Here is a 24,792-nt window from a genome sequence, read left to right on the forward strand (position 1 = left end):
GACCCGTTACGAGAACAGCGCCCGGCCCCACCAGTCGTCCTTGTCGCGGACGCCCGGCGGGACGGCGAAGTGCGCCGAACCCACGTGCTGGATGTACTCGTTGAGTGCGTCGTGCGCCGCCAGGCGCCGTTGCAGCGGAATGAATGCCTTGCGGACATCGCGCTGGTAGGCGATGAAGAACAGCCCGGCGTCGAGCCGGCCCAGGCCGTCCGTGCCGTCGGTGAAGGAGTAGCCGCGGCGCAGGATCGTCGCGCCGCCGTTGCTGTCCGGGTGGGCGAGCCGTACGTGCGCGGTCGGCAGCATCGCCTTCAGGAACGGCTCGTCGCGCTCCTTGGACCTGCCGACCGGGGCACCCTCGCCCTTGTCGCGGCCGAAGACGTCCTCCTGCTCCTGGAGCGGGGCGCGGTCCCAGGTCTCGATGTGCATCCGGATGCGGCGGGCGACCAGGTACGACCCCCCGGTCATCCAGCCCGCGTCGTCCTTCCCGCCGACCCAGACGTGCTTGTCCAGGGCGGCGGTGTCGGTGCCGGAGATGTTCCGGGTGCCGTCCTTGAAGCCCATCATGTTGCGCGGGGTCTGGGCGTCCGGCGTCGTCGAGGACGTCTTGCCGAAGCCCAGCTGGGACCAGCGGATCGCGGTGCGGCCCATGCCGATCCTGGCGAGGTTGCGGATGGCGTGCACCGCGACCTGCGGGTCGTCCGCGCACGCCTGGACACAGAGATCGCCGCCGCTGCGCGCCGCGTCGAGGTTGTCACCGGGGAACTTCGGCAGGTCGACGAGCGCCTCGGGGCGCTTGTCCTCCAGGCCGAACCGGCCCTTGGCGAAGAGCGAGGGGCCGAAGCCGATGGTGAGGGTGAGCCGGGACGGCTTGAGCCCCAGCGCCTCACCGGTGTCGTCCGGCGGGGCCTCGGCGAGACCGCCGTACGCCCCGTCACCGACCGCGTGACCGGCCGTCATCCGCTCCGCCGCCCGCGTCCACTCCTTGAGCAGCGCGATCAGCTCGGCCCGGTCCTTCGTCGTCACGTCGAACGCGGCGAAGTGCAGCCGGTCCTGCACGGCGGTGGCGATGCCCGCCTGGTGCGCACCGTGGAACGGCACGGCCGCACCGCTGTCCGCGGCCGGCACCGCGTCGCTGCCCGGACGCACCGCGGCGACCGCGCCACCGGCCGCGACGGCGCCGAGCGCGAGCCCGGCCCCGCCCCAGCCGAGCAGTGCCCGGCGGGACGGTGCGGGGCCGGAGGTCTCCTCGGGGGTCTGAGCGGCCTGTGTCTGCTCGGACATGACCGGAGCTTTCCCGCTCGTCACTTCGTCACCGCGGCGGCGAGCCGGGACAGCGGCTCGGCCAGCGCGTTGACCGCGTCCGACAGTTCCTTGCGGTCCGCCTTGCCGACCTTCTCGTACGAGGTGAACTCGTAGGAGCCCTTGTCCTTGCGGTACTTGTCCAGCAGCGTGTTGAGCTCCGCGAACCGCTTGTCCAGGGTGGCCGTCAGCGCCGCGTCGTTCTTCGAGGCGATCGGCTTCAGCAGCTCGTAGGACTTCTCCGCGCCCTCGACATTGCCCTTGAAGTCGACCAGGTCGGTGTGGCTGTAGCGCTCCTCCTCACCGGTGACCTTGCCGGTGGCGACCTCGTCGAGGAGCTCCTTGGCACCGTTGGCCATCGAGGTCGGGGTGATGTCCGCCGTGCCGACCCGCTTCTGCCAGTCGAGCAGGTCCTTGTAGAGGGCCGGCGCGAGGGCCTTCTCCTCGGCGCCCAGCTTCTTGTCCTGCCACAACGCCTTCTCCAGGCGGTGCCAGCCGGTCCACTTCTGGCCGTCCTCCAGGCCGTCCTCGCGGATGTCGACCTTCGGGTCGATGTCGCCGAAGGACTCGGCGACCGGCTCGGTGCGCTCCCAGCCGAGCCGGGAGTCGGCGTAGATCTTCTTGGCGGCCTCGATGTCGCCGGCGGCGACGGCGTCCGTGAACTTCTTGGCCTTCGGCAGCGTCTCGTCGGCCTGGGCCTGGACGTAGGTGCGGTACTCCGCGACGGCCTTGTCCATCTCGGGGCTGCGCTTGGCCGCCTTGCCGCCGGTGACCTCCAGCTTCTGCCGGATGCCGTGGCCCTTCATGCCGGGCTTGCAGGCGATCTCGTACGAACCGGCCTTGATCTCGGCCGTGATGTTCGCCTTGGTGCCGGGGCCGATGTTCTCGCGCTCGGCGACGATGCGGTCGTCCGGGAACAGGACGTAGACCTCGGTGACCTTGGATCCCTTGTTCTGCACGGCCAGTTCGATGTGACCGGCCGGAACCTTCTTCTTCGACACCTCGCAGGAGTCGTCCTTCGCGACGACCTGGAGGGCGCCGTCGCCCTTGCCGTCGGTCTTCTGTGCGCAGCCCGTGACGGCGGTCAGAGCGGCCACCGTGGCGGCAGCGGTGACGACGGAGAAACGAACGGCTCGCATACGGGCTCCACAAAGGACGAAGGAGAAGCGGGAGAAGATCGGGACAAAGGCTGGTGAGGCGGACCTAACTTAACCGAGGCTTACCTGAGCGATACCCACCCGTGCAGTGATTCAGCTCTCATCCCGGCGGCCCGGGAACGAGGTGATCACGGACGACCCATGGGAGTCCCACGAAAGGGTCAAGCGATGGTCAAGCGTCTCTGGTCGGTACCACGAGCGGCGCCCCGGTCCGCGGATGCGGGAACACCTCGACCGGCTGCCGGTAGACCGCGCCGAGCAGCTCGCCCGTGAACACCCCGGCGGGCGGCCCCGCCACCGCGATCCGCCCGTCGTGGAGCACGGCCGCACGGTCCGCGTACGCCGCCGCGAGCCCCAGGTCGTGCAGCACCACGACGACCGCGTCCCCGGCGGCGGCCCGCTCCCGGCAGATCCGCAGCACCAGCTCCTGGTGGCGCAGGTCGAGCGCGGCCGTCGGCTCGTCGAGCAGCAGCAGCCCGGCGCGCTGTGCCAGCACCCGGGCCAGTGCGACCCGGGCCCGTTCGCCGCCGGACAGGGCGGAGAAGGGGCGTTCGGCGAACTCGGTGACCTCGGTCGCCGCCATCGCCGAGGCCACGGCGGGATCGTCCTCGTCCGCCCGCTCCGTACCGGCCCACGGGGCCCGCCCCATCCGTACGACGTCCGCCACCGGGAACGGGAACGACAGGGCGGCGGACTGCGGCAGCACGGCCCGGCGCAGCGCCAGTTCGGCGGCCGACCAGTCGGTGACCGGGCGCCCGTCGATCCGCACCTCGCCGTGCTCGGCGGGCAGATCGGCGGCCAGCGCCGCCAACAGGGTCGACTTGCCCGCCCCGTTGGGCCCCACGAGCGCCAGCACCTCGCCCGCCCGGGCGGTCAGGTCGATGGAGTCGAGCACCGGCCGCTGCCCCAGCCGCACCCGCAGCCCGCGCGCCTCGGCGACGGGGGAGCCGGGGGCGACGGGAGCGGGCAGCAGCCGCCCCCGTACCCGGAACGGATTCTTCAGGGCCCTCATGCCCAACCACCTTGCTTGCGACGGGTCCTGCGCAGCAGCCAGAAGAAGAACGGGCTGCCGAAGAGCGCGGTCAGCACACCGAGCGGCAGCTCGGCGGGATCGGCGACGGTACGGGCCGCGAGATCGCCCACCACCAGCACCAGGGCGCCGCCGAGCGCGCTGCCGGGGATCAGGAAGCGATGGCCGGGACCGTTCGCCATCCGGAGCAGATGCGGCACCAGCAGTCCCACGAACGAGATGATCCCGGCGACCGCCACCGCGGCGGCGGTCAGCAGCGCCACGACGAGCACCAGCACGATCCGGAGCCGTTCGACATCGACCCCCAGATGCCGGGCGGGCCGCTCGCCGAGCGCGAGCAGGTCCAGCTTCCGGGCGTGGAAGGGTGCGACGAGCAGCCCGAGCACCGCGCACGGCAGCACCGCGAGCACCTTGGGCCAGGTCGCCTGGGCCAGCGAGCCCAGCTGCCAGAAGGTGATCTGGGAGACCTGAGCGTTGTCGGCGAAGAAGATGAACAGCCCGATCAGCGCGCCCGCGAAGGCGTTGACCGCGATCCCGGTGAGGATCAGCGTCACCACCTCGGTCCGCCCTCCCGACCGGGACAGCGCGTACACCAGCAGCACGGTGACGAGCCCGGCGGCGAACGCGCAGACGGTGACGGTCCAGTTGCCGAAGAAGCTCAGCCCGAGCGCGATCGAGGCGACCGCGCCGACCGCGGCGCCGGAGGAGATCCCGATCACCCCGGGCTCGGCGAGCGGATTGCCGAACACCCCCTGCATCAGGGCGCCGGCACAGCCCAGCGAGGCCCCGACCAGCAGGGCGAGGACCACCCTCGGCAGCCGTACGTTCCACAGCACGCTCTCGCCGACCCGGTCCAGCGCGGCCCCGCCGAGGCCGAGCCGGTGCTGGACGGAGCCGAGGACGTCGCCGAGCGGGATGCTGTACGCGCCGAGCCCGGCGGACAGCAGACAGCACACCAGGAGGGCGGCGAGCAGCCCGGCGGTCAGCGCGAAGGCGGGGGAGCGCCGGGGCTTCGGGGCCGGTGTGCGGTCCGGGGCGGTGGCGGCCCCGGTGCGGATGTGTTCCGGGGACGAGGTGGTCACTTGTCCGCCCCGTCCCGCGGGTAGAGCTGCGCGATCAGTTCGCTCAGCACCCGGTCGGTGCGCGGGCCGTAGTTCAGCAGCACGCCGTCGTCGATGGAGACGATCCGCCGGTCCATCCCGGCCGGGGTCTCGGCGACGCCCGGGATCTTCACGAGCCCGTCGACGCCACCCACCGATTCGAGTCCCTTGGCCATCACCAGGATGGCGTCGGGGGCGGCCTTGGCGAGTGCTTCGCTGGTGATGGCGGTGAAGTCCTTCTTCAGCCCGGACGCCTTGCCCGCGTCGACGGCCCCCGCCGCTTCGAGCAGCGAACTCGCCCCCGACTCCCGGCCGCCCAGCAGATACACCGAGGCGGAGCCCCGCAGATAGAGGAAGGCGACCCGGGGCTTCCCGTCCCCGTCCGCCGGGGCGGGCACGGACTTCCGCACGGCGTCGATGCGCGACCGGGTGCGCGACTTCAGTTCGGTGCCCGATTCCGGTACGCCCAGGGCCGCCGCCACGGTGTCGATCCGGCGGCCGACGTCGGACAGCTGCTTGGCAGGTGCGACGACGACGAGCGGAATGCCGGCGTCCCGGATCTGGTCGATGGCCTCCGCCGGGCCGGTCGTGGTCTCGGCGAGCACGACGGTCGGCTTCAGCGACAGCACGCTCTCCGCCGAGACGTCATGGGCCCGGGTCACCACGGGGAGTTTCGCGGCCTGTTCGAAGGTGGCGGTGATGTCACGGGCCACGACCCGCTTGCCGAGGCCGAGGGTGAAGACGATCTCGCTCAGCCCGCCGGTCAGCGGCACGATCCGGTCCGTCGAGGCGACGGTGACCTCGGCGCCGTCGGCCGACTTCATCGTGACGGGCAGCTGTGGCCGCGGCGCGGTGGCCAGCGGCTCGATCCGGTCGGCAGCGGCCTCCGGAGTGGACCCGGTGGCGGGAGCGCCCCGGTCCGTACCGGCGCCGCAGCCCGTCAGGGCGAGGGCCAGGGCGAGGGCGGCGGCCAGGATGCCGAGCGGTCCGCGGGCCCCGGCCCGGCCGCGCCCCGGCCGCCGGTCGGCACCCGGCGGGGCGAAGTCCTGCGAGAAGCGCACTGGGGCACCGTCCTGTCGTTCCTGTCGTCTGCGAGGGGCAGTTGGTCCTGGTATGCGAGTGATGCGGGGGCAGGGGTCCACCGTAGAACCCGCATGGCTTAGGTTAGCCTTACCTGACTTTCGAGACCTCGGAGGGGTCCATGCTGTCGTCCAGACGTGCCCGCGCACTCACCGTCGCGCTTCTCGCGGCCGTGCTGGGAGCCCTGCTCCCGGCCACCGCCGCGCAGGCGGAGGGCCGCACGGTGCAGGGCGGCCGGCTGGACTGGGGCATCAAGTCCTCCTTCCAGAGCTATGTCACCGGACCCGTGGCGAACGGCAGTTGGAGCCTGACCGGCGGCGCCGCCACGGTCGGCGGCAGCCAGTTCCGCTTCCACTCCGCCACCGGTTCCTACGACCCGGCGACCGGCGCCTTCAGCTCGGCCTTCGCGGGCGGGGTCCACTTCCTCGGCCACCGCAAGTCCGACGGCAGCCATGAGCTCGACCTCACCATCAGCCGCCCCACCGTCCGCATCGCGGGCGGCAGCGGAACCCTGTACGCCGACGTGGTCGGCAAGGACCGGGGGACCGGCCGGGTGACCTCGGCCGCCCAGGTGCCGCTCGCGACGCTCGGTCTGTCCGGGATCGACATGAAGGGCGGCTCCACCCCCATCGCCCTCCGCGACGTCCCGGCGACCCTGACCGCACAGGGCGCGAAGTCGTTCGCCGGCTACTACACGGCAGGCACCCCGCTCGACCCGGTCAGCCTCTCGGTGGACACCTCCGCCCCGGCCGGGAAGCCGGCCGCCACCGAGTCCCCCGGGAAGGAGAAGGAAGCGAAGAAGGCCGGCCCGGCCGCCGGGCGCTTCGAGGACGCCGCCGTCGACTGGGGCGTCCGCCGGACCTTCCGCGAGTACGTCACCGGCTCCATCGGCAAGGGGAAGTGGACCCTGGCCGAAGGGGCCCAGGACGGCGGGGCGCTGTTCCGCTTCCCGAAGGGCAAAGGCACGTACGACCCGAAGAAGCAGACCCTGGACGCCGGCTTCGCGGGCAGCGTCCACTTCACCGGGGCCGACGGGCTCGACCTGGAACTGTCGGCCGTCAAGGTCCGGTTGGCGGCGGGCAGGGGCACGCTCCTGGCCGACGTCCACAGCGACGGCGACCGGGACAGGGCCGTCCCGCTGGTCACCTTCACCGCGAAGGACTTCGCCCCGAAGGACGGTCTCGCCGTCCTCACCGAAGCCCCCGCCACCCTCACCGCCGAGGGCGCCGAGGCATTCGGCTCGCTCTACCGGGCGGGCACCGCGATGGACCCGGTCTCACTGGCCGTCGCCGTCGACGCCGGGGCCGAACTGCCCGCCCTGCCCGACCTCGGCAGCGACCCCGGCCCGTCGTCCGGGCCGTCCGCCCCGGCCACGGAGAAGCCCGCCCCCGCCACCGCGGCGTCCGACACCGGTACCGGCACCGTCCTGTACCCGGTCCTCGGCGGCGCCGCCCTGCTCGTCGCCGCGGCGGTCGCGTTCGGCCTCGTCCGCCGCCGCGCCGCCCGGCAGAACAACGACTGACCTCCCCCTCCGCACCATCCCCCCGTTCCTGAGGAGACCAATGACCATGGCAGCCAACCGCCGTCCCATAGCTCTCACCGCCGCAGTCGCCACGGCGGCCGCCCTCGGCGCCACCGTGTTCGCCCTTCCGGCGCTCGCCGACGACGGCGCCGCGGCCGGCGGCAGGGCCGCCGCCGCACCGAAGCTGGAACTGACGGACGGCACGCTGGAATGGGGCGTCAAGGAGTCCTTCCGCAAGTACCTCGCCTCGTCGTTCTCCGGCGGGAAGATCACCGTCAAGGACGGGGCCACCCAGGCCGCCGGCAACGGTGCGTTCACCTTCTCCGGCGGCAAGGGCACCTACGACACGGCCACGTACGGCACCGACACCGCCTTCGAGGGCGGCGTCAACTTCTACGCCCACGGCGGCGTCCTCGACATCACGCTCTCCGACGTGAAGCTCGCCACGACCGGGACCGGCGGGGCGATCACCGTCGACGTCACGACCCCGAAGGGCACCGAGGACGACGTGGAGTTCGCGTCTCTCGACCTCTCGGCGGTGAAGCCGGGCAGGGGCGAGGGCGGCGCGATGGTCTTCAAGGACATCCCGGCGACGCTGACGAAGGCCGGCTCCGAGGCGTTCGACGGCCAGTACAAGGAGGGCGACGCGCTCGACCCGGCCACCCTCTCGGTGAAGGCGGCCGCGGAGCCGAGCGAGAAGCCGAGCGGGAAGCCGAGCGAGAAGCCCTCCGGGGAACCCGGCACCGAGCCGTCCGGCGAGCCCTCCGCGAAGCCCAGTACCGAGCCGTCCGCCGGGCCGAGCGCGAAGCCCACCTCGCCCGCCTCCCCCTCCGGCCCGTCCACCGCCGGACCGACCGGCACCGAAGCGGGCGAGATCCACGGCGGCACCCTGGACTGGGGCGTCAAGAAGTCCTTCCGCTCGTACGTCACGGGCCCGATCGCCAACGGCAAGGTCGAGGCGACCGCAGGCGCCACCGCCTCCGGCGACGGCTACCGGTTCCCCGACGCGACCGGACACTTCGACGCCGCGAAGCAGACCCTGAACGCCGAATTCCACGGCAAGGTCCGCTTCCTGGGCCATGAGGAGAAGGGTGCGTACACCCTCGATCTCTCCCTGTCCGGCATGGAGATCCAGGTGAACGGCACGAAGGGCAGGCTGATCGCGGACGTCTCCACCAAGGACCGCGAGTCCAAGAAGGTCTCCACGTACACCGGTCTGGCCGTCGCCGACCTGAAGCTGCCGAAGGGCCGACTGGCCGCCAAGGGCGGTGTGGTGAACCTTTCGGCCGTCCCGGCGACCCTCACCGCCGACGGCACCAAGGCCTTCGGCGGCATGTACCCGGCCGGTGAGCAGCTCGACGCGCTGACCGTCGCGGTCGCCCTCGACAAGGACGCCGAACTCCCGGGCTCCGCGGGCGGTTCGGGCTCCGCGGGCGGCACCGGTTCGACGGGCGGCTCCGCGACCGCGGGCGGCGGCAGCGTCGGCGGTGGCGGCTCGGTCGGCGGCGGTTCGGTCGGCGGCGGTTCGGTCGGCGGTGCGGGCTCCCTCGCCGCCACCGGCTCCGAAATCCCGGCGGGCGCACTGTTCGCCGCCTCGGGCGTGGTCGTCGCGGCCGGCGCCGGGGTCGTGATCGCGGCCCGCCGTCGCCGTACCGTCTGACCCGTCCGCGTCCGCGCGTGACAGCACCGCCCGGGTGGCCCGGTCGTACGGCCGCCGCCCGGGCGGTGCTTCAATGCCCACGTGAGCGACAGCGAATTCGACGTACCCGCGGGCATCGACGTACTACGCGTGTTCTGCGGCCCCGACGGCCGGCACGGCAACGCCCTCGGCGTCGTCCGCGACGGCCGCGGCTACCCGGACGAGGCGTCCCGGCAGGCACTGGCCGGCCGGCTCGGCTTCAGCGAGACGGTCTTCGTCGACGACCCCGAGCGCGGACAGGTGGACATCTACACCCCGGGGCTGCGCCTGCCGTTCGCCGGGCACCCGCTCGTCGGCACGGCCTGGCTGCTCGATCTGGAGATCCTGGAACTGGCGGTCGGGGACGTGTTCGCCCGTCAGGACGGCGAGTTCACCTGGATCACCGCTCGCCCCGAATGGGTGCCCCCGCGCACGCTGGAGCGGTACGGATCCGTCGCCGAGGTCGAGGCGCTCACCGGCCCGCCGCCGGGGGAGGGCCGGCTGTACGTCTGGGCCTGGGAGGACGAGGCGGCCGGCCGGGTCAGGGCGCGGGCGTTCCCCCGGCGCGACGACAACATCACCGAGGACGAGGCGACCGGGGCGGCCGCGCTGCTGCTCAGCACGGAGCTGGGGCGGGCCCTCAACATCAGGCAGGGTCGCGGCTCCCAGATCCTCACCGCCCCGGCGCCCGACGGCACGGTGGAGATCGGCGGCCGCGTCGTGCTGGCCCTGCGCGGAAAGCCCGCCCCGTACGCCGGCTGAGCACGGAACGGAACACGACGGCGCGGCGGGGCGACCGGCCGGACCGGTCACCCCACCGCGCCGGACGGGGCACTACGCGCTGAGCGGGAACACCTTGCCCAGCTCCCGGAAGACCGCCGTGTTCAGCGCGAACGCGCGCTTGCACTCGTCGACGACGCGCTGCTTCTCCAGGTCGTCCGCGTCCACCGCGTCCAGCAGCTCGCGGTAGTCCCGCTTGAACGAGGCGGGGTTGGATATCCCCTCGAAGACGTAGAACCGGACCCCGTCGCCCTTGCGCGCGAAGCCCCAGGTCCGCTCCGCCTTGTCCCGGATGATCTGGCCGCCCGAGAGGTCGCCCAGGTAGCGGGTGTAATGGTGCGCGACGTATCCGGCCGGCCAGTCGCGGGCGCACTCGGCGACCCGGGCGGCGTACGCGGCCGTGGCCGGCAGCGGCTCCAGGCCCTCGCGCCAGTCCGCACCCCGCAGATGGGCCAGATCGCGCTCCAGCTCGGCGGTGCGCATCAGCTCGGCCCGGATGAACGGACCGGCGACCCGGTCGCCCCGCAGCGCCTGCGCGCCTTCCTCCAGGGCCCGGTACACGAACCACAGCTGCTCCGTGTAGCGCGTGTACGCATCCACCCCGAGCCGTCCGCCCAGCAGGTCGGTCATGAAGGACGAGGTCTCCGCCTCGGTGTGCTGTTCGTGCGACGCGGTACGGATGAGCGTCGAGAAGGGCGTGGCGGCGGCGGTTGCGTCCAAGGCGGGCCTCCTGGGACCGAGAGGGGGACGGGGAGTCCGGAAAGAGACGGAAATATCGGCAGTGGCCGCATGGTGCGGAACCGCTGTCGACAACCCCGATCCTCCTACTTAGGCTTACCTAAGTCAACAGCTTCCCGACGACCTGTCGGTAAAAACGATACGCCTGGTTCCGCGTGCCGGGTACGCGAAAGCGGCCGCCCCGGAGGGCGGCCGCTTTCGAGGCGGAAGGGTACGGCCGGCTACGGGAGCGTCAGGATCTCGGCGCCCGTCTCCGTCACCACCAGCGTGTGCTCGAACTGCGCGGTGCGCCTGCGGTCCTTCGTCACCACGGTCCAGCCGTCGTCCCACATGTCGTAGTCGTGGCTGCCCAGCGTCAGCATCGGCTCGATGGTGAACGTCATCCCGGGCTGCATCACGGTGGTCGCGCGCGGGCTGTCGTAGTGCGGAATGATCAGACCGGAGTGGAACGAGGAGTTGATCCCGTGCCCGGTGAAGTCCCGCACCACGCCGTAGCCGAAGCGCTTGGCGTACGACTCGATGACCCGCCCGATCACATTGACCTGACGGCCCGGCCGGACCGCCTTGATGGCCCGGTTCAGGGACTCCTCGGTGCGCTCCACGAGCAGCCGGGACTCCTCGTCGACGTCGCCGCAGAGGTACGTGGCGTTGTTGTCGCCGTGCACACCGTTGATGTACGCCGTGACGTCGAGGTTCACGATGTCGCCGTCGCGCAGCACCGTGGAGTCCGGAATGCCGTGGCAGATCACCTCGTTGAGCGAGGTGCAGAGCGACTTGGGGAATCCGCGGTAGCCGAGCGTCGACGGGTAGGCGCCGTGGTCGCACATGAACTCATGGGCGACCCGGTCGAGTTCGTCCGTCGTGACACCCGGGGCGATGTGCTTCGCGGCCTCGGCCATCGCCTGTGCGGCGATCCGGCCGGCGACGCGCATGCGCTCCACGGTGTCGGCGTCCTGCACCTCCGGGCCGGTGTACGGGGTGGGGGCCGGCTTGCCCACGTATTCGGGGCGCCGGATCTTTCCGGGCACGGAGCGGATGGGAGTGATCTCCCCGGGTACGAGCAGCGACTGGCCAGACATGTCAGCGAGTCTAACCAGCGTGCTTGGGGCAGCATGGCCCCGAGGGAAGGAGCCGAGATGGCCCTGTTCAAGAAGCGCACGGTCGGCAAGCCGGGCGAGTGGTACTACTGCCTGGAACACCACAAGGTCGAGGAGGGCCCCGAGTGCCCGGCCAAGGACCGGTTCGGGCCGTACACCTCCCGCGAGGAGGCGCAGCACGCGATGGACACCGCGCGGGAGCGGAACCTGGAGTGGGAGAACGACCCCAAGTGGCACGACGGGGGCACCACCCCGCCCGGTCCGGAGTCCTGACCGGGGAGGCCGGGCCCCGTCCCGGGGCCCGCGCCCGGCAGGCTCTCAGACGGCGGAAGGGCTGGTTTCACCGGCTTCACCGGCTTCACCGGCTTGCCTGGCCTTCCGCCTGCGCAGCGCGTCCTCGTCCGTCTCGGAGTCGTAGGTGAGCAGCTTCGGCAGCGCGGCCGTGAGCAGCGCGACCGAGGCCACGCACGCCACCCCGCCGCTCCAGATCGCAGACCTGGTCCCCGTCCAGCCCGCCATCGCACCGGCCCGCACCTGACCCAGCTGCGGGCCGATGCTGTACGAGAGCACCTCGATGCCCGCCAGCCGGCCCCGCAGCTCCTCCGGGATCGTCTGGTTCCAGATCGTGGAGCGGCCCAGACCGCTGAGCATGTCGCCCGCGCCCGCCACCGCAAGGCAGACCAGCACCAGCCACACATTGCCGAACCAGCCGGCCGCCGCGATCGCCAGCCCCCAGACCGCGGCCCCGAACACCACGAACAGCCCATGCCGCCGCACCCGCGACGTCCAGCCGCTGGTCAGCCCCAGCACCAGTGATCCGACCGAGTCCGCGGCGTACATCAGGCCCAGCGACCAGTCGGCGTGCAGGTCGTCCGCCAGGAACGGGAAGATCGCGTTCGGGAAGGCGAAGAACATCGCGGCCATGTCGACCGCGTACGTCCCCAGCAGCACCGGCCGGCTCCAGGCGTACTTCGCGCCCTCCACGATGCCGCGCAGCGACGGCTTCGTGTTGTCCCGGGCGGGCGGCGCGGGCGCCAGGCGCAGACACAGCAGCACGGAGACGGCGAACGTGACCACCGTGACCGCGTACGCCGTGGCGTGCCCCGCGTACGCCACCGTGACCCCCGCCACCGCAGGGCCGGTGATCGCGCCGAACTGCCAGCGCAGCGAATTCAGCGCGGCGGCCGCCGTCAGCTGCTCGTGCGGCACGATCCGGGCCATCAGCGAGTCCAGCGCGGGCCGCTGGAGCCCGGCGAGCGCGGAGACCCCGGCCGCGACCACATAGAGCGGCCAGAGCATCGGGGCGGGCATCGCCGAGTTCACCAGGAGCACGACGGCGAGCAGCCCCAGCCCCGCCTCGGTCGCCAGGATCACCTTGCGGCGGTCCGAGGCGTCCGCGAGCGCCCCGCCGTACAGGCCGAACACGACCAGCGGCACCAGCTCGACCGCGCCCATCACCCCGACGGCCAGCGGCGAACCCGTCAGCTCCTTGATCTGGAGCGGCAGCGCGATCATCGCCATGAAGCTGCCGAAGTACGTCACCAGCCCCTGGATCCACAGCAGCCGGAAGTCGCCGCCGGAGCGCAGGGGGGTGAGGTCGGGCAGCAGAGCGGCCAGCCGGGCGGCCGGGGAGGGTGCAGAGGTCACAGGAGGCCATGCTGTGACGCCGACGGCGGCACCGCAACGGATTTTCGCAGCGGCCCGCACCGGGCGTCAGCGCAGCCCCGCACCGGGCGTCAGCGGCGGCCCGCACCGGACGTCAGCGCAGGCCCGCCACCGCCGGGCCCACGGCTGCGGGCCCGGCGGTGGCGGCCTCACCAGCGGGCCGGGGGCGGCGCCGTCAGCTGGTCGGCGAGCCGGGACAGCCGGTCCCGGAAGCCGCGGCGGCCGCGCGGCGCGGGGGCGCTGTTCTCCCCGGCCGCCGCGCTCACCAGATGCTGCACGGTGTCGAGGTCGACGTCGTCGGCGCCGGTCACCGCGAGCGTCTCGTGGGCGAGCCCCCGCACCTCCGGATCGCCGTCGCTCAGCGAGAGCACCGTGGCCCCGGCGCGCCGTGCGTCGTGCACCCGCTCCAGCAGCCCCGCGCCGGGCCGCTCCGGGGCCACCAGGAGCAGCGTCTCGCCCCGCCCCGCCGCCTCGATCCGGCCGAGGCCCACGGCCAGATGCGCGGGGCCGCCCGGCTCCACCCGGTGGCGCACCAGGGTGGGGGCCAGCTCCGGCAGCCCGGACCAGGTGGACTCGTCGACCAGATGGGCCGCCAGATGCCACGGCTCGTACGCCGCCGTCCCCACCAGCAGCAGCCCGCCGCCGTGCGGCACCACTGACGACCTCAGCGCCCCCGCGAACCGCCGGGTCGCGGCGGGCCACTCGGTCCCGGCGAGCACTTCACGGAGCAGGGCGACACGTACGGCATCCATGGCCCGGCATCCTGCCCCAGGACCCGGGCCCTCCACCGGAGAACGGCCCCGGACCAGCCGAACGGGAAGCCCGGGACCACACCGGGTCGCCTTCAGTGGCGGGCAGTAATGTCGGAGCCATGACTACGAATGGCACGAATGGCAGTGACAGCGCGGCCAAGCCGCCCGCCAAGGACCCCTGGGACCTCCCCGACGTCTCCGGGCTGACCGTCGGCGTGCTCGGCGGCACCGGACCGCAGGGGCGCGGCCTCGCCTACCGGTTCGCCCGCGCCGGGCAGCAGGTGATCATCGGTTCCCGGGCCGCCGACCGCGCGCGGAGCGCCGCCGAGGAACTGGGCCACGGCGTCGAGGGCGCGGACAACGCGGAGTGCGCGCGCCGCAGCGACGTGGTGATCGTCGCCGTGCCGTGGGACGGCCACGCCAAGACCCTGGAGTCGCTGCGGGACGAGCTCGCGGGCAAGCTCGTCATCGACTGCGTCAACCCGCTCGGCTTCGACAAGAAGGGCGCCTACGCGCTGAAGCCCGAGGAGGGCAGCGCCGCCGAGCAGGCCGCCGCCCTGCTGCCGGAGTCCCGGGTCACCGCCGCCTTCCACCACCTCTCGGCGGTGCTGTTGCAGGACCAGGCCATCGAGGAGATCGACACCGATGTGCTGGTGCTGGGCGAGGCCCGCGCCGACACCGACCTCGTACAGGCGCTGGCGGGCCGGATCCCCGGCATGCGCGGCATCTTCGCCGGACGGCTGCGCAACGCGCACCAGGTCGAGTCGCTGGTCGCCAACCTGATCTCGGTCAACCGCCGCTACAAGGCGCACGCGGGGCTCCGTACCACCGACGTCTGAACCGGACCGGCCACCGGCCGTCCCGGCCCGGGCCGCTCCCGGGCCCACCCTGCGGCGAGCGAAAAGGGGCATGGGGGACACTGGACGGGACCGCGCACCGCCCCCGACAGGAGCCGCCCCCATGCCCCGACTCGCTCTCTACGCCATCACCGTCTGCGTCCTGGCCGTCGTCGCGGCCGTGATCTCGTTCGCCCAGGGCAACCTGCTGGGGATCGTCTGGGTGCTGCTGGCCGGGCTCTCGTCGAACATGGCGTGGTTCTACGTACGCCGGCACCGCGCGCAGACCGCGGGCTGAGGGCCGGACCGCCGGTCACGGGGCGAAGGCGCAGACCGGGTACTCCCGGTTCCAGTTCTCCCAGAACTGATAGGCGGCGCGGCCGCACTCCGTCTCCGTCCCGCTCACGCCCAGTGAGTCCAGCAGGCCGCGGACCGCGTCGAAGAAGACGTGGTTGATCTCCGGGATCCACAGCACGCCGAACACCGCGAGCAGCCCGAACTGGGCGAACGGCTCCACCCGGCGCCGGATCCGGTACGACAGCCAGGGCTCGATCACCCCGTACCCGTCCAGCCCGGGGACCGGCAGGAAGTTCAGGATCGCCGCGGTGACCTGGAGCAGGGCCAGGAACGCCAGCGCGTACCGGAACTCCCTCGGGACACCGTCCAGCGCGTCCAGCCAGAACGGGGCCGTGCACACCAGCGCGAACAGCACGTTCGTCAGCGGGCCCGCCGCCGAGATCAGGCTGTGCTTCCACCGCCCGTGGATCCGCCCCCGCTCGATGAAGACCGCGCCGCCGGGCAGCCCGATCCCGCCCAGGATCACGAACAGCACCGGCAGCACGATGCTGAGCAGGGCGTGCGTGTAGGCGAGCGGATTGAGGCTGAGGTAGCCCTTCGCGCCGACCGAGAGGTCCCCGCTGTGCAGCGCGGTGCGGGCGTGCGCGTACTCGTGCAGGCAGAGCGAGACCACCCATGCCGCCGTGACGAAGACGAAGACCGCGAGCCCGTACGGATACCCGGTGTCCGTCCACACCGCCCAGCCCGACAACGCCGTCACGGCGGCGATCCCGAGGAAGACCGGGCTGATCCGCCGGTCGCTGCGGGCGCTTGCGGTGGTCATCGGCGAACTCCTGACGGACGGCCGGAAGTGAACGGCGCGGCGGGCGGCGAGCCCGACCGTACCGCCGACACGTCACAAACGTCTCGCGCCGGGACGATGGTTCCGGAAAAGGTGGAGGCATGACGAGCGATCCGGAACACGGCGCACAGGGGTACGGGCGGACAGGTGTGCGCCTGTCGATCCCGGTCACGGAGAATGGGCCGGTGCGCTACTGCATCCTCGGAACCACCCGGGCACTCCGCGACGACGGCACGGCCGTCACCATCGGCGGGGCCCGGCTGCGCGCCCTGCTCACCGTCCTCGCCCTGCGCCCCGGCCGCACCGTCCCGGCCGCCGTGCTCGTCGACGAGGTGTGGGACGGCGAGCCGCCCGCCGACGCGGTGGGCGCCCTCCAGGCGCTCGTCGGCCGGCTCCGGCGCGCCGTCGGCCACGACGCGATCGTCTCCGCGGACAGCGGCTACCGGCTGGCCGCCGAGCCGGACGCCGTCGACCTCCACCGCTTCGAGCGGCTCGCGGGCGAGGGCGCGCGGGCACTGGAGGAGGGCGACCCGGTGAAGGCCCGGACCGTGCTCGACGACGCGCTCGTCCTGTGGCGCGGCCCGGTCCTGGCCGACCTGCCCGACCGCCTGACCGAAGCCGCCCGCTGGGAGGCCCGGCGGCTGGACGCCCGCCGCAACCGGCTCCGCGCGGTCCTCGCGCTCGGCCGCCCGGACGAGGCCCTGCCCGAACTGGTCGCGCTGTGCGCCGAGCACCCGATCGACGAACCCCTTCAGGCGCTGCGGCTGCGGGCCCTGCGCGACGCCGGGCGCACCGCCCAGGCGCTGGCCGCCTACGACGAGGTGCGCACCGTCCTCGCCGACCGCCTGGGCACCGACCCCGGCCCCGAACTGCGCGCGCTCCACGCCGAACTGCTCCGCCAGGACCCGCCCGCCCCGGCCGCTCCGTCAGCGAGTCCCCGCCCCGCGGCCCCCGCGGCCGCCGCCGCACCGTACGGCAACCTCCGGGCCAGGCTCACCAGTTTCGTCGGGCGCGAGGACGACATCGCGGCCCTGGGCCAGGACCTCTCGCACGCCCGGCTGGTCACCCTCCTGGGCCCCGGCGGTGCGGGCAAGACCCGGCTCTCCCAGGAGACCGCCGAATCCGTCGCGGACGCCTGGCCGGACGGTGTCTGGCTGGCCGAACTCGCCCCGGTCGACGACCCCGAGTCGGTGCCGGAGGCCGTACTGACCGCGCTCGGCGCCCGCGAGACCGTGCTGCGCGGCGTTGGCGCCGAGGAGCTCAGGGTCGCCGAGGGGAATGTGAAAGACCCCCTGGCAAGGCTCACCGAGCACTGTTCCCGGCGTCGCATGCTGCTGCTCCTGGACAACTGCGAACACGTCATCGACGCGGCCGCGGCCCTCGCCGACCACCTGCTCGCCCACTGCCCGCACCTCACCGTGCTCGCCACCAGCCGTGAACCCCTCGGCGTCCCGGGCGAGTTCGTCCGCCCGGTCGAACCGCTGCCGGACCCGATGGCGCTGCGCCTGCTCGCCGACCGCGGCGCCGCCGCCCGGCCGGGCTTCCGGGCCGACGCGGACGAGGAGACCGCGGCGGCCGCGGCGGAGATCTGCCGCCGCCTGGACGGACTGCCGCTCGCCATCGAACTCGCCGCCGCCCGGCTGCGGATGCTCACCCCGCGCCAGATCGCCGACCGGCTCGACGACCGGTTCCGCCTGCTCACCAGCGGAGCCCGCACCGTACTGCCCCGTCAGCAGACCCTGCGCGCCGTCGTCGACTGGTCCTGGGACCTCCTGGACGAGCCCGAACGCGCCGTGCTGCGCGGGCTCTCCGTCTTCGCGGGCGGCTGCACCCTCGCCGCCGCCGAGGCGGTCTGCGCGGACGGGCCGCGGGGCGCCCGCGAGGTCGCCGGTCTGCTCGGCTCCCTGGTCGACAAGTCGCTCGTCGTCGCCGCGCCCGGCGAGGACGGCGAGATGCGCTACCGGCTGCTGGAGACCGTCGGCGAGTACGCCGCCGCCCGGCTCGACGAGGCGGCGGAGCGGGAACCCGTGGTCCGGCGCCACCTGGTGTTCTACCGGGAGTTGGTCCGTACCGTCGAACCCGAACTGCGCGGCGCCGGACAGCGGTCCGCCATCGCGCTCCTGGAGCGCGAGTACGAGAACATCCGCACCGCCCTGCGTCACGCCGTCGCCGCCCGCGACGAGCAGGAGGTGCTCTGCATGGTGCTCTCGCTGTGCTGGTACTGGCAGATGCGCGAACTGCGCACCGACGCCCTGCACTGGGCCGAGGCGGCCGCCGCGCTGGGCCCCGACCCCTTCGCCCCGCCCGTCGGGACCGCGGCCGTCGAACCGGCGCCCTCCATCCACGAACGCTGCACCGACGCGCCGCCGCCGATGGGGCCCGAACTGCTCGGGGAGGCGCGGCGCCAGGTGGCCCTGGTCCAGCTGGTCAGCGCCGACCACTCCCAGAACATCTGGGCCGACGAGGAGGGCATGGCCCGGCTGCGGGTCATCGCGAGCACCTACCGGGCCGGCCAGCCGCAGACCTGCCGGGTTCCGGCATCGCTCTGGTTCTTCGCGGTCGTGCTCACCGGCGAGACCACCGACCTGCCGCGGCTGCTGGACGAAACGGTCCGCGCCTGCCGGGAGTACGGCTACGAATGGGAGCTCGCCGAGGCCCTCCAGATGCGTGCCAATGTGCTGGCCAACCGGCCCGAATGGGCGGGCGAGGCACGCACGGACGCCGACGAGAGCCTGCGCATCTTCGGCCGGATCGGTGACGACTGGGGCGCCGCCGAATCGCTCTCCGCCCGCGGGGAGGCCAACGAACGGCGGGGCGAGTACGCCCTGGCGGCCGAGGACTTCCGGGCCGCGATCGGCTACGCGCGGAAGCTGGGCGCCCAGTCCCAGGTGGCGGTCCTGCGCACCCGGCACGCGTCCGTGCTCACCGAACTGGGGCGCGGCGCCGAGGGCGAGCAGATCCTGCGCGAGGTGCTCGCCGAAGGGCGCCGGGCGGGACACGGGGCGGTGCCCTTCGCCCGGCTCCATCTGGTCATGTGGCTGGGCCGCAGCGGCCGCACCGGCGAGGCGCGCGCTCAACTGGCGGCGCTGCGCGAGGACTTCCAGTCCGACACCAGGGCGGTCTTCGAAGGGGTCGTGCTGGGCGCGACGGCCTGGCTGGACAACCAGGAAGGGCTGTACGAGCAGGCCCTGCCCCGGGGCCTGATGGCGCTGGAGCGGTCCACGGACCGGCTGTCGCAGATGATGGCGCCCCAGCTGTCCGTCATCCATCTCGTCGCCAGCGCCCGCTCGCTGGCCGGTATCGGCGGCGAGCATCGGGCCACCGTGGCGGCCCGGCTGCTGGGGGCCGGCCGGGGGCTGCTGCCCGAGGGTCATGTGCGGACGGCGATGGAGCTGGACGACTGGGCACGGGCGGAGGAGCTGGCCGTGGCCGTGCTCGGCCGGGCCGGCTACGAGGCCGCGTACGCCGAGGGCGGCGGCCTCTCCCTGGAGGAGGCCGCCGCCCTCGCGGACGCGTACCGGGGCTGAACCCTCGCCGGGTCAGCTCTTCTTGCGGAACTTGGCGACCGCGAGCGGGGCCATCACCGCGGTGATGACCACGGTCCAGCCGAGCGTCACCAGGACCGAGTGGGCGAGCGGGCCGCCCATCATCAGGGCCCGCGCGGCGTCGGCCAGGTTGGACAGCGGGTTGTAGTCGGTGAACGTCTGGAGCCAGCCGGGCATCGTCTTCGTCGGGGCGAAGATCGAGGAGCCGAACTGGAGCGGCATCAGCACGAGCATCCCCATCCCCTGCACCGCCTGGGCCGTCTTCATGGTCAGTCCGAGCAGGATGAAGATCCACATGATGGCGGCGCCGAACGCGGCCGACAGCGCGATCGCCGCGATCAGCCCGAGCACCGACTCCTGGAGCTCCATGCCGAGGGCGAAGCCCATGGCCAGCAGGATGAGGGTGGCGACCATCATCCGGCCCAGCTCGACCACTATCTTCGCGATCAGCACCGAGGAACGGGCGATCGGCATCGTCCGGAACCGGTCCATGACGCCCTTGCGGAAGTCGTCGTTGACCCCGGAGCCGACCGCCATGGCGATGTTCATGCCCATCATCGCCATCAGGCCGGGTATCAGGTAGTTCAGGTACTCCTGCCGGCCGCCGCCCATGCTGCCGCCGACCGAGCCGCCGAAGACGTACACGAACAGCAGCGTGAAGATGACCGGCATCAGGAGCGCGTCGAACATCGACTCCGGATCCTTCTTGATCTGGAGCATGTTGCGCCGTACCAGCGCCCCGATGTGGCGCAGGTTGTTCCGCAGCCCGATCCGGCCCTCGTCGTGGACCGCCCCGCCACGGGCGGACGCGGTGGGTGTGGGCGTGGGTGTCAGAGTCGCCGTGCTCATGCCGCGATCTCCTCGGGAGTCGTGTCGGTGACGGAAGCGGACTTCTCGCCGGTGATGGCGAGGAAGACCTCGTCGAGGCTGGGCAGCGCGGTGGCGACGTGCGCCAGCGAGAAGCCCCGGGTGCCGAGCAGGCCTATGACGGAGGTCAGCTGCTCGTCGCTGAGGATCGGCACGTACAGCAGCCCCTCGTCCGGGACGGCCTGCGCGCCCGCGACGCCGTCCAGACCGGCCTCCCGGATGGCCTGCGCCATCGCGGACAGCTGCGCCGGGTCCGAGGGCCGCAAGTGCAGGGTGCGGCCGCCGACCTTCGCCTTCAGCTCGTCGACACCGCCGCGGGCGATGATCCTGCCCTTGTCGATGACGGTCAGCTCGTTGGCGAGCTGCTCGGCCTCTTCCATGTACTGGGTGGTGAGCAGCACGGTCGCCCCCTCCGCGACCATCCGCTGCACCTCGTCCCAGACCTCGTTACGGGTCCGGGGGTCCAGCCCCGTCGTCGGCTCGTCCAGGTACAGCACGGCCGGGTTGCCGATCATCGAGGCGGCCAGGTCGAGCCGGCGCCGCATGCCGCCGGAGTAGTCCATCGCGGCCTTCCTGGCCGCGTCGGTGAGCGAGAACCGCTCCAGCAGCTCGTCGGCCCGGGACCGGGCGGCCTTGCGGGACAGATCGAGCAGCCGCCCGATCATGTAGAGGTTCTCCCAGCCGGAGAGCTTCTCGTCGACCGAGGCGTACTGCCCGGTCAGGCCGATGGTGCGGCGCAGTTGCCGGGGCTGCTTCACCACGTCGTAGCCCGCCACGGTGGCGTGTCCGGCGTCCGGGAGGATCAGGGTGGAAAGGCAGCGTACGAGCGTGGTCTTGCCCGCTCCGTTCGGGCCGAGGACACCGAGCACGGTGCCCTCGCGGACATCGAGGTCCACGCCGTCCAGAGCCTTGGTCGAGCCGTAGTGCTTGACCAGCCCCCGGACCTCGACGGCGTTCGAGCCGCTCCTGGGGTTCTTGTCGATTCGCGTCATGCCCTCCATGGGACCAGCCGCCACCGACAGTCCGCCGACAGCAGGCCGACAGCCCGCCGATGGGGGATGTCGGCGGGCTGTCGGTGGTGCGGGCAGTGGTTCTGTACGGAACGAACCGGTGGAGCTAGTGGAAGGTGTGCTCGGCGGCCGGGAAGGCGCCGCCCACGACCTCTTCCGCGAACTCCTTCGCCGCGTCGCCCAGCACCTGGCGCAGGTTCGCGTACTGCTTGGTGAAGCGCGGCACCTTGCCACCGGTCAGCCCGACCATGTCGGTGTAGACCAGCACCTGGGCGTCCGTGTCCGGGCCGGCACCGATGCCGACCGTCGGGATGTGCAGGGTGCGGGTGACCTCGGCGGCCAGCTCGGCCGGTACGAGCTCCAGCACCACGGCGAACGCGCCCGCGTCCTGCACGGCCTTGGCGTCGCGCAGCATCTGCTGGGCGGCCTCCTCGCCACGGCCCTGCACCCGGTAGCCCATCGCGTTGACGGACTGCGGGGTCAGGCCGATGTGCGCCATGACCGGGATGCCGGCGTCGACGAGCAGCTTGATCTGCTCGTGGCTGCGCTCACCGCCCTCCAGCTTGACCGCACCGACGCCCGACTCCTTGACCAGCCGGGTGGCGTTGCGCAGGGCCTGGACGGGGCCTTCCTGGTACGCCCCGAAGGGCAGGTCCGCCACGATCAGGGCACGCCTGGTACCCCGTACGACAGCGGCGGAGAGGATCGCGATCTCGTCCATCGTGACGGGCACGGTGGTCTCGTAACCGAGGTGGCAGTTGCCCATGGAGTCGCCGACGAGCATGACCGGGATCCCGGCCTCGTCGAAGACGGACGCGGTCATCGCGTCGTAGGCGGTGAGCATGGGCCACTTCTCGCCGCGCTCGGTGGCGGCGGCGATGTCATGGATGGAGACGCGGCGGGTGCTCTTGCCTCCGTACAGCGCCTTGCTGCTGTCGGTGGGAGTCCCCGCGGGGGTTGTTGCGGACTGATTCCGCGCAGCCTGAAGCGACATTGCGAACGGCTCCTTCGTCATCTCGAGGCGCCCTGACGGCGTCCCCGGACCGGTTCCATGGTGGCATCCCGCGGTGGTCCACGGGAAGTGGGCCCGCACCCACCCTTGGACGAGGCCCCACCGGTGGACGCTTTTCCAATACGAGACGGTCTCGTATCGAAATCGGATAAGCTCCGTTCCATGTCGATACCGTCCGGTGCTCGCGCCGACGCGTCCCAGATCCCGGAGGCGGTCCACCGTCGCCGCTGGGCGATCCTCGTCGTCCTGATGTTCAGCCTGCTCATCGTCGTGCTGGACAACTCGATCCTGAACGTCGCGGTCAAGACCATCGCCAGCCCCGCACCCACCGGCCTGGGCGCCACCCAGAGCCAGCTGGAGTGGGCGATCAACGCCTACACGCTCGTCTTCGCCGGACTCCTCTTCACCGCCGGGCTGCTCGGTGACCGTATCGGCCGCAAGAAGACGCTGCTCTTCGGCATCCTGCTCTTCGGCACCGGCTCCGCGCTGGCGGCCATGTCCGGCTCGCCCGCCCAGCTGATCACCTGGCGCGCCCTGATGGGCTTCGGCGCCGCGTTCGTCATGCCGGCCACCCTCGCCGTCCTGATGAACGTCTTCGAGCGCGACGAACAGCCCAAGGCCATCGGCATATGGGCCGGCAGCGTCGGGGTGGCCATCGCGATCGGCCCGATCACCGGCGGGCTGCTGCTGGAGCACTTCTGGTGGGGCTCGATCTTCCTGGTCAACGTGCCCGTGGTGATCGTGGCGCTGATTGCGATGATGCTGCTGGTGCCGGACTCCAGGGACCCGAGCCCCGGCCGGATCGACCCGTTCGGCGTAGTGCTCTCCATCGTCGGCCTGGTGCTGCTGGTGTACGGCATCATCCGCGGCGGCCAGCTCGCCGACTTCGCCGACCCCGTGGTGCTCCTGTCGAGCATCGGCGGACTGCTCGTCCTGGCCGGGTTCGTCTGGCACGAGAAGCGCAGCACCCACCCGGCCATCGACATCTCGTACTTCAGGGAGCCGTCGTTCTCCGCGGCCGTCGCCGCCATAGCGCTGGTCTTCTTCGCGCTGATGGGGGTGACCTTCTTCTCCGCCTTCTACATGCAGAGCGTGCGCGGCTGGACCGCGCTGCAGGCGGGGATGATGCTGCTGCCGCTGGCCGCCACCCAGATGATCTTCGCGCCCCGGGCCCGGCTGCTCGTCGACCGCTTCGGCGCCCGCGCCACCTGCACCGGCGGCATGCTGCTGGTCGCCATCGGGCTGGCGGCGTTCGCGCTGTTCGACGACACCACGCCGGTCTGGGTGCTGTGCCTGCTCTTCTTCGTCCAGGGCACCGGCATGGCACATGTGATGACACCGGTCACCGTCTCGGTGATGCAGGCGCTGCCCCGCGAGAAGGCCGGCTCCGGATCGGCCGTCAACAACACCTTCCGGCAGGTCGGCGGGGCACTCGGGGTCGCCGTGCTCGGATCGGTGCTCTCCACCGTCTACCGGGGCGACATCGAGGGCCACCTCGGCGCGGTCCCGGCCGGCGCCCGGGAGGCGGCCGGGGAGTCGATCGAGGCGACGCTCGGCATCGCCGACAAGCTGGGCCCGGCGGGCGCCCCGCTGATCGCCTCCGCGAACGACGCGTTCCTGAAGGCCATGCACGTCACCGCCATCGGTTCGGCGACCATCGCCCTGGTGGGCGCCCTGGTGGTCGCGCTCTTCCTGCCGGGGAAGCCGCCCGCCGAGGACGGCCCGGACGGGTCGGGCCGGGGCGACCGGTCGGTGCGCGCGGCGGGAGCGGGCCGATGACACCGGCGACGCGGCAGGACGAGAGCTGGACCGGCGTACGGGCGAAGACCCCGGCACCACGCCGGGGCCGGCCGCGCAGCGCGGCGGCCGAGCGGGCGATCCTGGACGCCGTCGTCGGGCTGCTGGAGGCCGGTGAGCCCCTGGCGGCCCTGTCCATCGAGCGGATAGCCCGGACCGCGGGGGTGGGCAAGGCGACCATCTACCGGCGGTGGAGCGGCAAGGAAGAACTCTTCGTCGACGTACTGAAGGACATGGAGCCGCCGGAGCCCGCCGTCTCCGGCACCGCCGGCCTCGACGACCTGCGACTGCTGCTGGACTCGCTGCGCAGGCGCGGCCTGGCCCAGCGCTCCTCGGTGCTGCTGCACAACGTCTTCGCGCAGATGAAGAGCCATCCCAAGCTGTGGGAGGAATACCACAACAGCGTCATCGCGCCCCGCCGCGTCGCCATGCTGGCCGCCGTCCGGCGCGCCGTCGACGCCGGTGAACTCCGCGCGGACCTGGACGTGGGGCTGATGGACGACCTGTTCCTGGGGCCCATGCTCGTACGCACCATCCACCGGCCCGACGCGCCGCTGCCCGAGGATCTCGCCGACCGGATCGTCCAGGTCCTGGTCGAGGGCCTGGGGCCCGGCCGGGCCCCAGGCCCGCCCGGCGGCGCCTGACACTCCCGGACCCGCCCGAATGTGATCGTTCTGTCACAAGCCCCG

At 72.5% G+C, this 24,792-nt stretch carries 22 protein-coding genes; 9 read left to right on the top strand and 13 right to left on the bottom strand.

Going from position 1 to position 24,792, the window contains the following annotated elements:
- Positions 1-6: 6 nt before the first annotated feature.
- The 5 genes from efeB to EES42_RS11370 form a co-directional block, all read right to left on the bottom strand.
- Positions 7-1,281 carry an iron uptake transporter deferrochelatase/peroxidase subunit gene (gene efeB, locus EES42_RS11350; RefSeq protein ID WP_124718002.1) on the bottom strand — a complete coding sequence of 425 codons (1,275 nt, stop codon included), beginning with the start codon at positions 1,279-1,281 and terminating at the stop codon, positions 7-9.
- A gap of 20 nt (positions 1,282-1,301) precedes the next feature.
- Positions 1,302-2,438: an iron uptake system protein EfeO gene (gene efeO, locus EES42_RS11355; RefSeq protein ID WP_124718003.1), complete on the bottom strand. Its 1,137-nt coding sequence runs from the start codon at positions 2,436-2,438 to the stop codon at positions 1,302-1,304.
- Between the two features lie 190 nt (positions 2,439-2,628).
- Positions 2,629-3,468 carry a heme ABC transporter ATP-binding protein gene (locus tag EES42_RS11360; protein ID WP_124718004.1) on the bottom strand — a complete coding sequence of 280 codons (840 nt, stop codon included), beginning with the start codon at positions 3,466-3,468 and terminating at the stop codon, positions 2,629-2,631.
- Positions 3,465-4,544, bottom strand: coding sequence for a FecCD family ABC transporter permease (locus EES42_RS11365; protein ID WP_124718507.1), 1,080 nt, complete (start codon positions 4,542-4,544; stop codon positions 3,465-3,467). The genes EES42_RS11360 and EES42_RS11365 overlap by 4 nt, the downstream gene beginning before the upstream one ends.
- A gap of 20 nt (positions 4,545-4,564) precedes the next feature.
- Complete coding sequence (locus EES42_RS11370) at positions 4,565-5,647, bottom strand: heme/hemin ABC transporter substrate-binding protein (RefSeq protein ID WP_124718005.1); 1,083 nt, start codon at positions 5,645-5,647, stop codon at positions 4,565-4,567.
- A gap of 140 nt (positions 5,648-5,787) precedes the next feature.
- On the opposite strand from EES42_RS11370, the gene EES42_RS11375 reads away from it, so the two are divergent.
- The 3 genes from EES42_RS11375 (at position 5,788) to EES42_RS11385 (ending at position 9,628) form a co-directional block, all read left to right on the top strand.
- Entirely contained in the window at positions 5,788-7,188 is a 1,401-nt protein-coding gene (locus EES42_RS11375; RefSeq protein ID WP_124718006.1) for an HtaA domain-containing protein, read from the top strand.
- 46 nt (positions 7,189-7,234) lie between these two features.
- On the top strand, positions 7,235-8,848 hold the full coding sequence (locus EES42_RS11380; RefSeq protein WP_124718007.1) for an HtaA domain-containing protein: 1,614 nt from the start codon (positions 7,235-7,237) through the stop codon (positions 8,846-8,848).
- 81 nt (positions 8,849-8,929) lie between these two features.
- A complete protein-coding gene (locus EES42_RS11385; protein ID WP_124718008.1) occupies positions 8,930-9,628 on the top strand; it encodes a PhzF family phenazine biosynthesis protein in 699 nt (232 codons plus the stop codon).
- Positions 9,629-9,700: 72 nt separating this feature from the next.
- Here the strand turns inward: EES42_RS11385 and EES42_RS11390 are convergent, their stop codons facing one another.
- Positions 9,701-10,366: a biliverdin-producing heme oxygenase gene (locus tag EES42_RS11390; protein WP_124718009.1), complete on the bottom strand. Its 666-nt coding sequence runs from the start codon at positions 10,364-10,366 to the stop codon at positions 9,701-9,703.
- Between the two features lie 239 nt (positions 10,367-10,605).
- Positions 10,606-11,463, bottom strand: a complete 858-nt coding sequence (gene map, locus EES42_RS11395; protein ID WP_124718010.1) for a type I methionyl aminopeptidase — start codon at positions 11,461-11,463, stop codon at positions 10,606-10,608.
- 57 nt (positions 11,464-11,520) lie between these two features.
- On the opposite strand from map, the gene EES42_RS11400 reads away from it, so the two are divergent.
- A complete protein-coding gene (locus tag EES42_RS11400; protein ID WP_124718011.1) occupies positions 11,521-11,754 on the top strand; it encodes a hypothetical protein in 234 nt (77 codons plus the stop codon).
- Between the two features lie 45 nt (positions 11,755-11,799).
- Here EES42_RS11400 and EES42_RS11405 read toward each other — a convergent pair whose 3' ends face one another.
- Both EES42_RS11405 and EES42_RS11410 read right to left on the bottom strand, forming a co-directional pair.
- Positions 11,800-13,128, bottom strand: coding sequence for an MFS transporter (locus EES42_RS11405; RefSeq protein WP_124718012.1), 1,329 nt, complete (start codon positions 13,126-13,128; stop codon positions 11,800-11,802).
- Positions 13,129-13,295: 167 nt separating this feature from the next.
- Positions 13,296-13,898, bottom strand: a complete 603-nt coding sequence (locus EES42_RS11410) for a hypothetical protein (protein ID WP_124718013.1) — start codon at positions 13,896-13,898, stop codon at positions 13,296-13,298.
- 119 nt (positions 13,899-14,017) lie between these two features.
- Between EES42_RS11410 and npdG the strand changes: the two genes are divergently transcribed.
- Complete coding sequence (gene npdG / locus EES42_RS11415; RefSeq protein WP_124718014.1) at positions 14,018-14,737, top strand: NADPH-dependent F420 reductase; 720 nt, start codon at positions 14,018-14,020, stop codon at positions 14,735-14,737.
- Positions 14,738-14,858: 121 nt separating this feature from the next.
- Positions 14,859-15,032 (top strand): hypothetical protein, encoded by a 174-nt coding sequence (locus EES42_RS44675; RefSeq protein ID WP_164495224.1) that lies wholly within the window; start codon positions 14,859-14,861, stop codon positions 15,030-15,032.
- 15 nt (positions 15,033-15,047) lie between these two features.
- On the opposite strand, the gene EES42_RS11420 is transcribed toward EES42_RS44675, so the two are convergent.
- Positions 15,048-15,854, bottom strand: a complete 807-nt coding sequence (locus EES42_RS11420; RefSeq protein WP_124718015.1) for a site-2 protease family protein — start codon at positions 15,852-15,854, stop codon at positions 15,048-15,050.
- Positions 15,855-16,057: 203 nt separating this feature from the next.
- On the opposite strand from EES42_RS11420, the gene EES42_RS11425 reads away from it, so the two are divergent.
- On the top strand, positions 16,058-19,399 hold the full coding sequence (locus tag EES42_RS11425; protein ID WP_124718508.1) for a BTAD domain-containing putative transcriptional regulator: 3,342 nt from the start codon (positions 16,058-16,060) through the stop codon (positions 19,397-19,399).
- 12 nt (positions 19,400-19,411) lie between these two features.
- Here EES42_RS11425 and EES42_RS11430 read toward each other — a convergent pair whose 3' ends face one another.
- From EES42_RS11430 to panB, 3 genes are all read right to left on the bottom strand, one after another.
- Positions 19,412-20,266 carry an ABC transporter permease gene (locus tag EES42_RS11430; RefSeq protein ID WP_124718016.1) on the bottom strand — a complete coding sequence of 285 codons (855 nt, stop codon included), beginning with the start codon at positions 20,264-20,266 and terminating at the stop codon, positions 19,412-19,414.
- Positions 20,263-21,285 carry an ATP-binding cassette domain-containing protein gene (locus EES42_RS11435; protein WP_124718017.1) on the bottom strand — a complete coding sequence of 341 codons (1,023 nt, stop codon included), beginning with the start codon at positions 21,283-21,285 and terminating at the stop codon, positions 20,263-20,265. The genes EES42_RS11430 and EES42_RS11435 overlap by 4 nt, the downstream gene beginning before the upstream one ends.
- Before the next feature lie 115 nt (positions 21,286-21,400).
- Complete coding sequence (gene panB / locus EES42_RS11440) at positions 21,401-22,288, bottom strand: 3-methyl-2-oxobutanoate hydroxymethyltransferase (RefSeq protein ID WP_124718018.1); 888 nt, start codon at positions 22,286-22,288, stop codon at positions 21,401-21,403.
- Between the two features lie 180 nt (positions 22,289-22,468).
- On the opposite strand from panB, the gene EES42_RS11445 reads away from it, so the two are divergent.
- Together EES42_RS11445 and EES42_RS11450 are read left to right on the top strand one after the other, a co-directional pair.
- Positions 22,469-24,085, top strand: a complete 1,617-nt coding sequence (locus EES42_RS11445; protein ID WP_124718019.1) for an MFS transporter — start codon at positions 22,469-22,471, stop codon at positions 24,083-24,085.
- The gene (locus EES42_RS11450) at positions 24,082-24,747 is read left to right on the top strand and encodes a TetR/AcrR family transcriptional regulator (RefSeq protein WP_124718020.1); all 666 of its coding nucleotides are present in this window, start codon (positions 24,082-24,084) and stop codon (positions 24,745-24,747) included. Before EES42_RS11445 ends, EES42_RS11450 begins: the two co-directional genes overlap by 4 nt.
- Positions 24,748-24,792: the final 45 nt, after the last annotated feature.

Origin of the sequence: Streptomyces sp. ADI95-17 (assembly GCF_003846175.1) — a bacterium.
Taxonomy (GTDB): domain Bacteria; phylum Actinomycetota; class Actinomycetes; order Streptomycetales; family Streptomycetaceae; genus Streptomyces; species Streptomyces sanglieri.

Bases quoted from the DNA above. Each gene is read 5' to 3' on its own strand.
- EES42_RS11435 (WP_124718017.1), bottom strand. From the start codon at position 21,285: ATGGAGGGCATGACGCGAATCGACAAGAACCCCAGGAGCGGCTCGAAC.
- EES42_RS11430 (WP_124718016.1), bottom strand. From the start codon at position 20,266: ATGAGCACGGCGACTCTGACACCCACGCCCACACCCACCGCGTCCGCC.
- EES42_RS11445 (WP_124718019.1), top strand. From the start codon at position 22,469: ATGTCGATACCGTCCGGTGCTCGCGCCGACGCGTCCCAGATCCCGGAG.
- EES42_RS11360 (WP_124718004.1), bottom strand. From the start codon at position 3,468: ATGAGGGCCCTGAAGAATCCGTTCCGGGTACGGGGGCGGCTGCTGCCC.
- EES42_RS11380 (WP_124718007.1), top strand. From the start codon at position 7,235: ATGGCAGCCAACCGCCGTCCCATAGCTCTCACCGCCGCAGTCGCCACG.
- efeO (WP_124718003.1), bottom strand. From the start codon at position 2,438: ATGCGAGCCGTTCGTTTCTCCGTCGTCACCGCTGCCGCCACGGTGGCC.
- npdG (WP_124718014.1), top strand. From the start codon at position 14,018: ATGACTACGAATGGCACGAATGGCAGTGACAGCGCGGCCAAGCCGCCC.
- EES42_RS11420 (WP_124718015.1), bottom strand. From the start codon at position 15,854: ATGACCACCGCAAGCGCCCGCAGCGACCGGCGGATCAGCCCGGTCTTC.
- EES42_RS11450 (WP_124718020.1), top strand. From the start codon at position 24,082: ATGACACCGGCGACGCGGCAGGACGAGAGCTGGACCGGCGTACGGGCG.
- EES42_RS11400 (WP_124718011.1), top strand. From the start codon at position 11,521: ATGGCCCTGTTCAAGAAGCGCACGGTCGGCAAGCCGGGCGAGTGGTAC.
- efeB (WP_124718002.1), bottom strand. From the start codon at position 1,281: ATGTCCGAGCAGACACAGGCCGCTCAGACCCCCGAGGAGACCTCCGGC.
- EES42_RS11375 (WP_124718006.1), top strand. From the start codon at position 5,788: ATGCTGTCGTCCAGACGTGCCCGCGCACTCACCGTCGCGCTTCTCGCG.
- EES42_RS11410 (WP_124718013.1), bottom strand. From the start codon at position 13,898: ATGGATGCCGTACGTGTCGCCCTGCTCCGTGAAGTGCTCGCCGGGACC.
- map (WP_124718010.1), bottom strand. From the start codon at position 11,463: ATGTCTGGCCAGTCGCTGCTCGTACCCGGGGAGATCACTCCCATCCGC.
- EES42_RS44675 (WP_164495224.1), top strand. From the start codon at position 14,859: ATGCCCCGACTCGCTCTCTACGCCATCACCGTCTGCGTCCTGGCCGTC.
- panB (WP_124718018.1), bottom strand. From the start codon at position 22,288: ATGTCGCTTCAGGCTGCGCGGAATCAGTCCGCAACAACCCCCGCGGGG.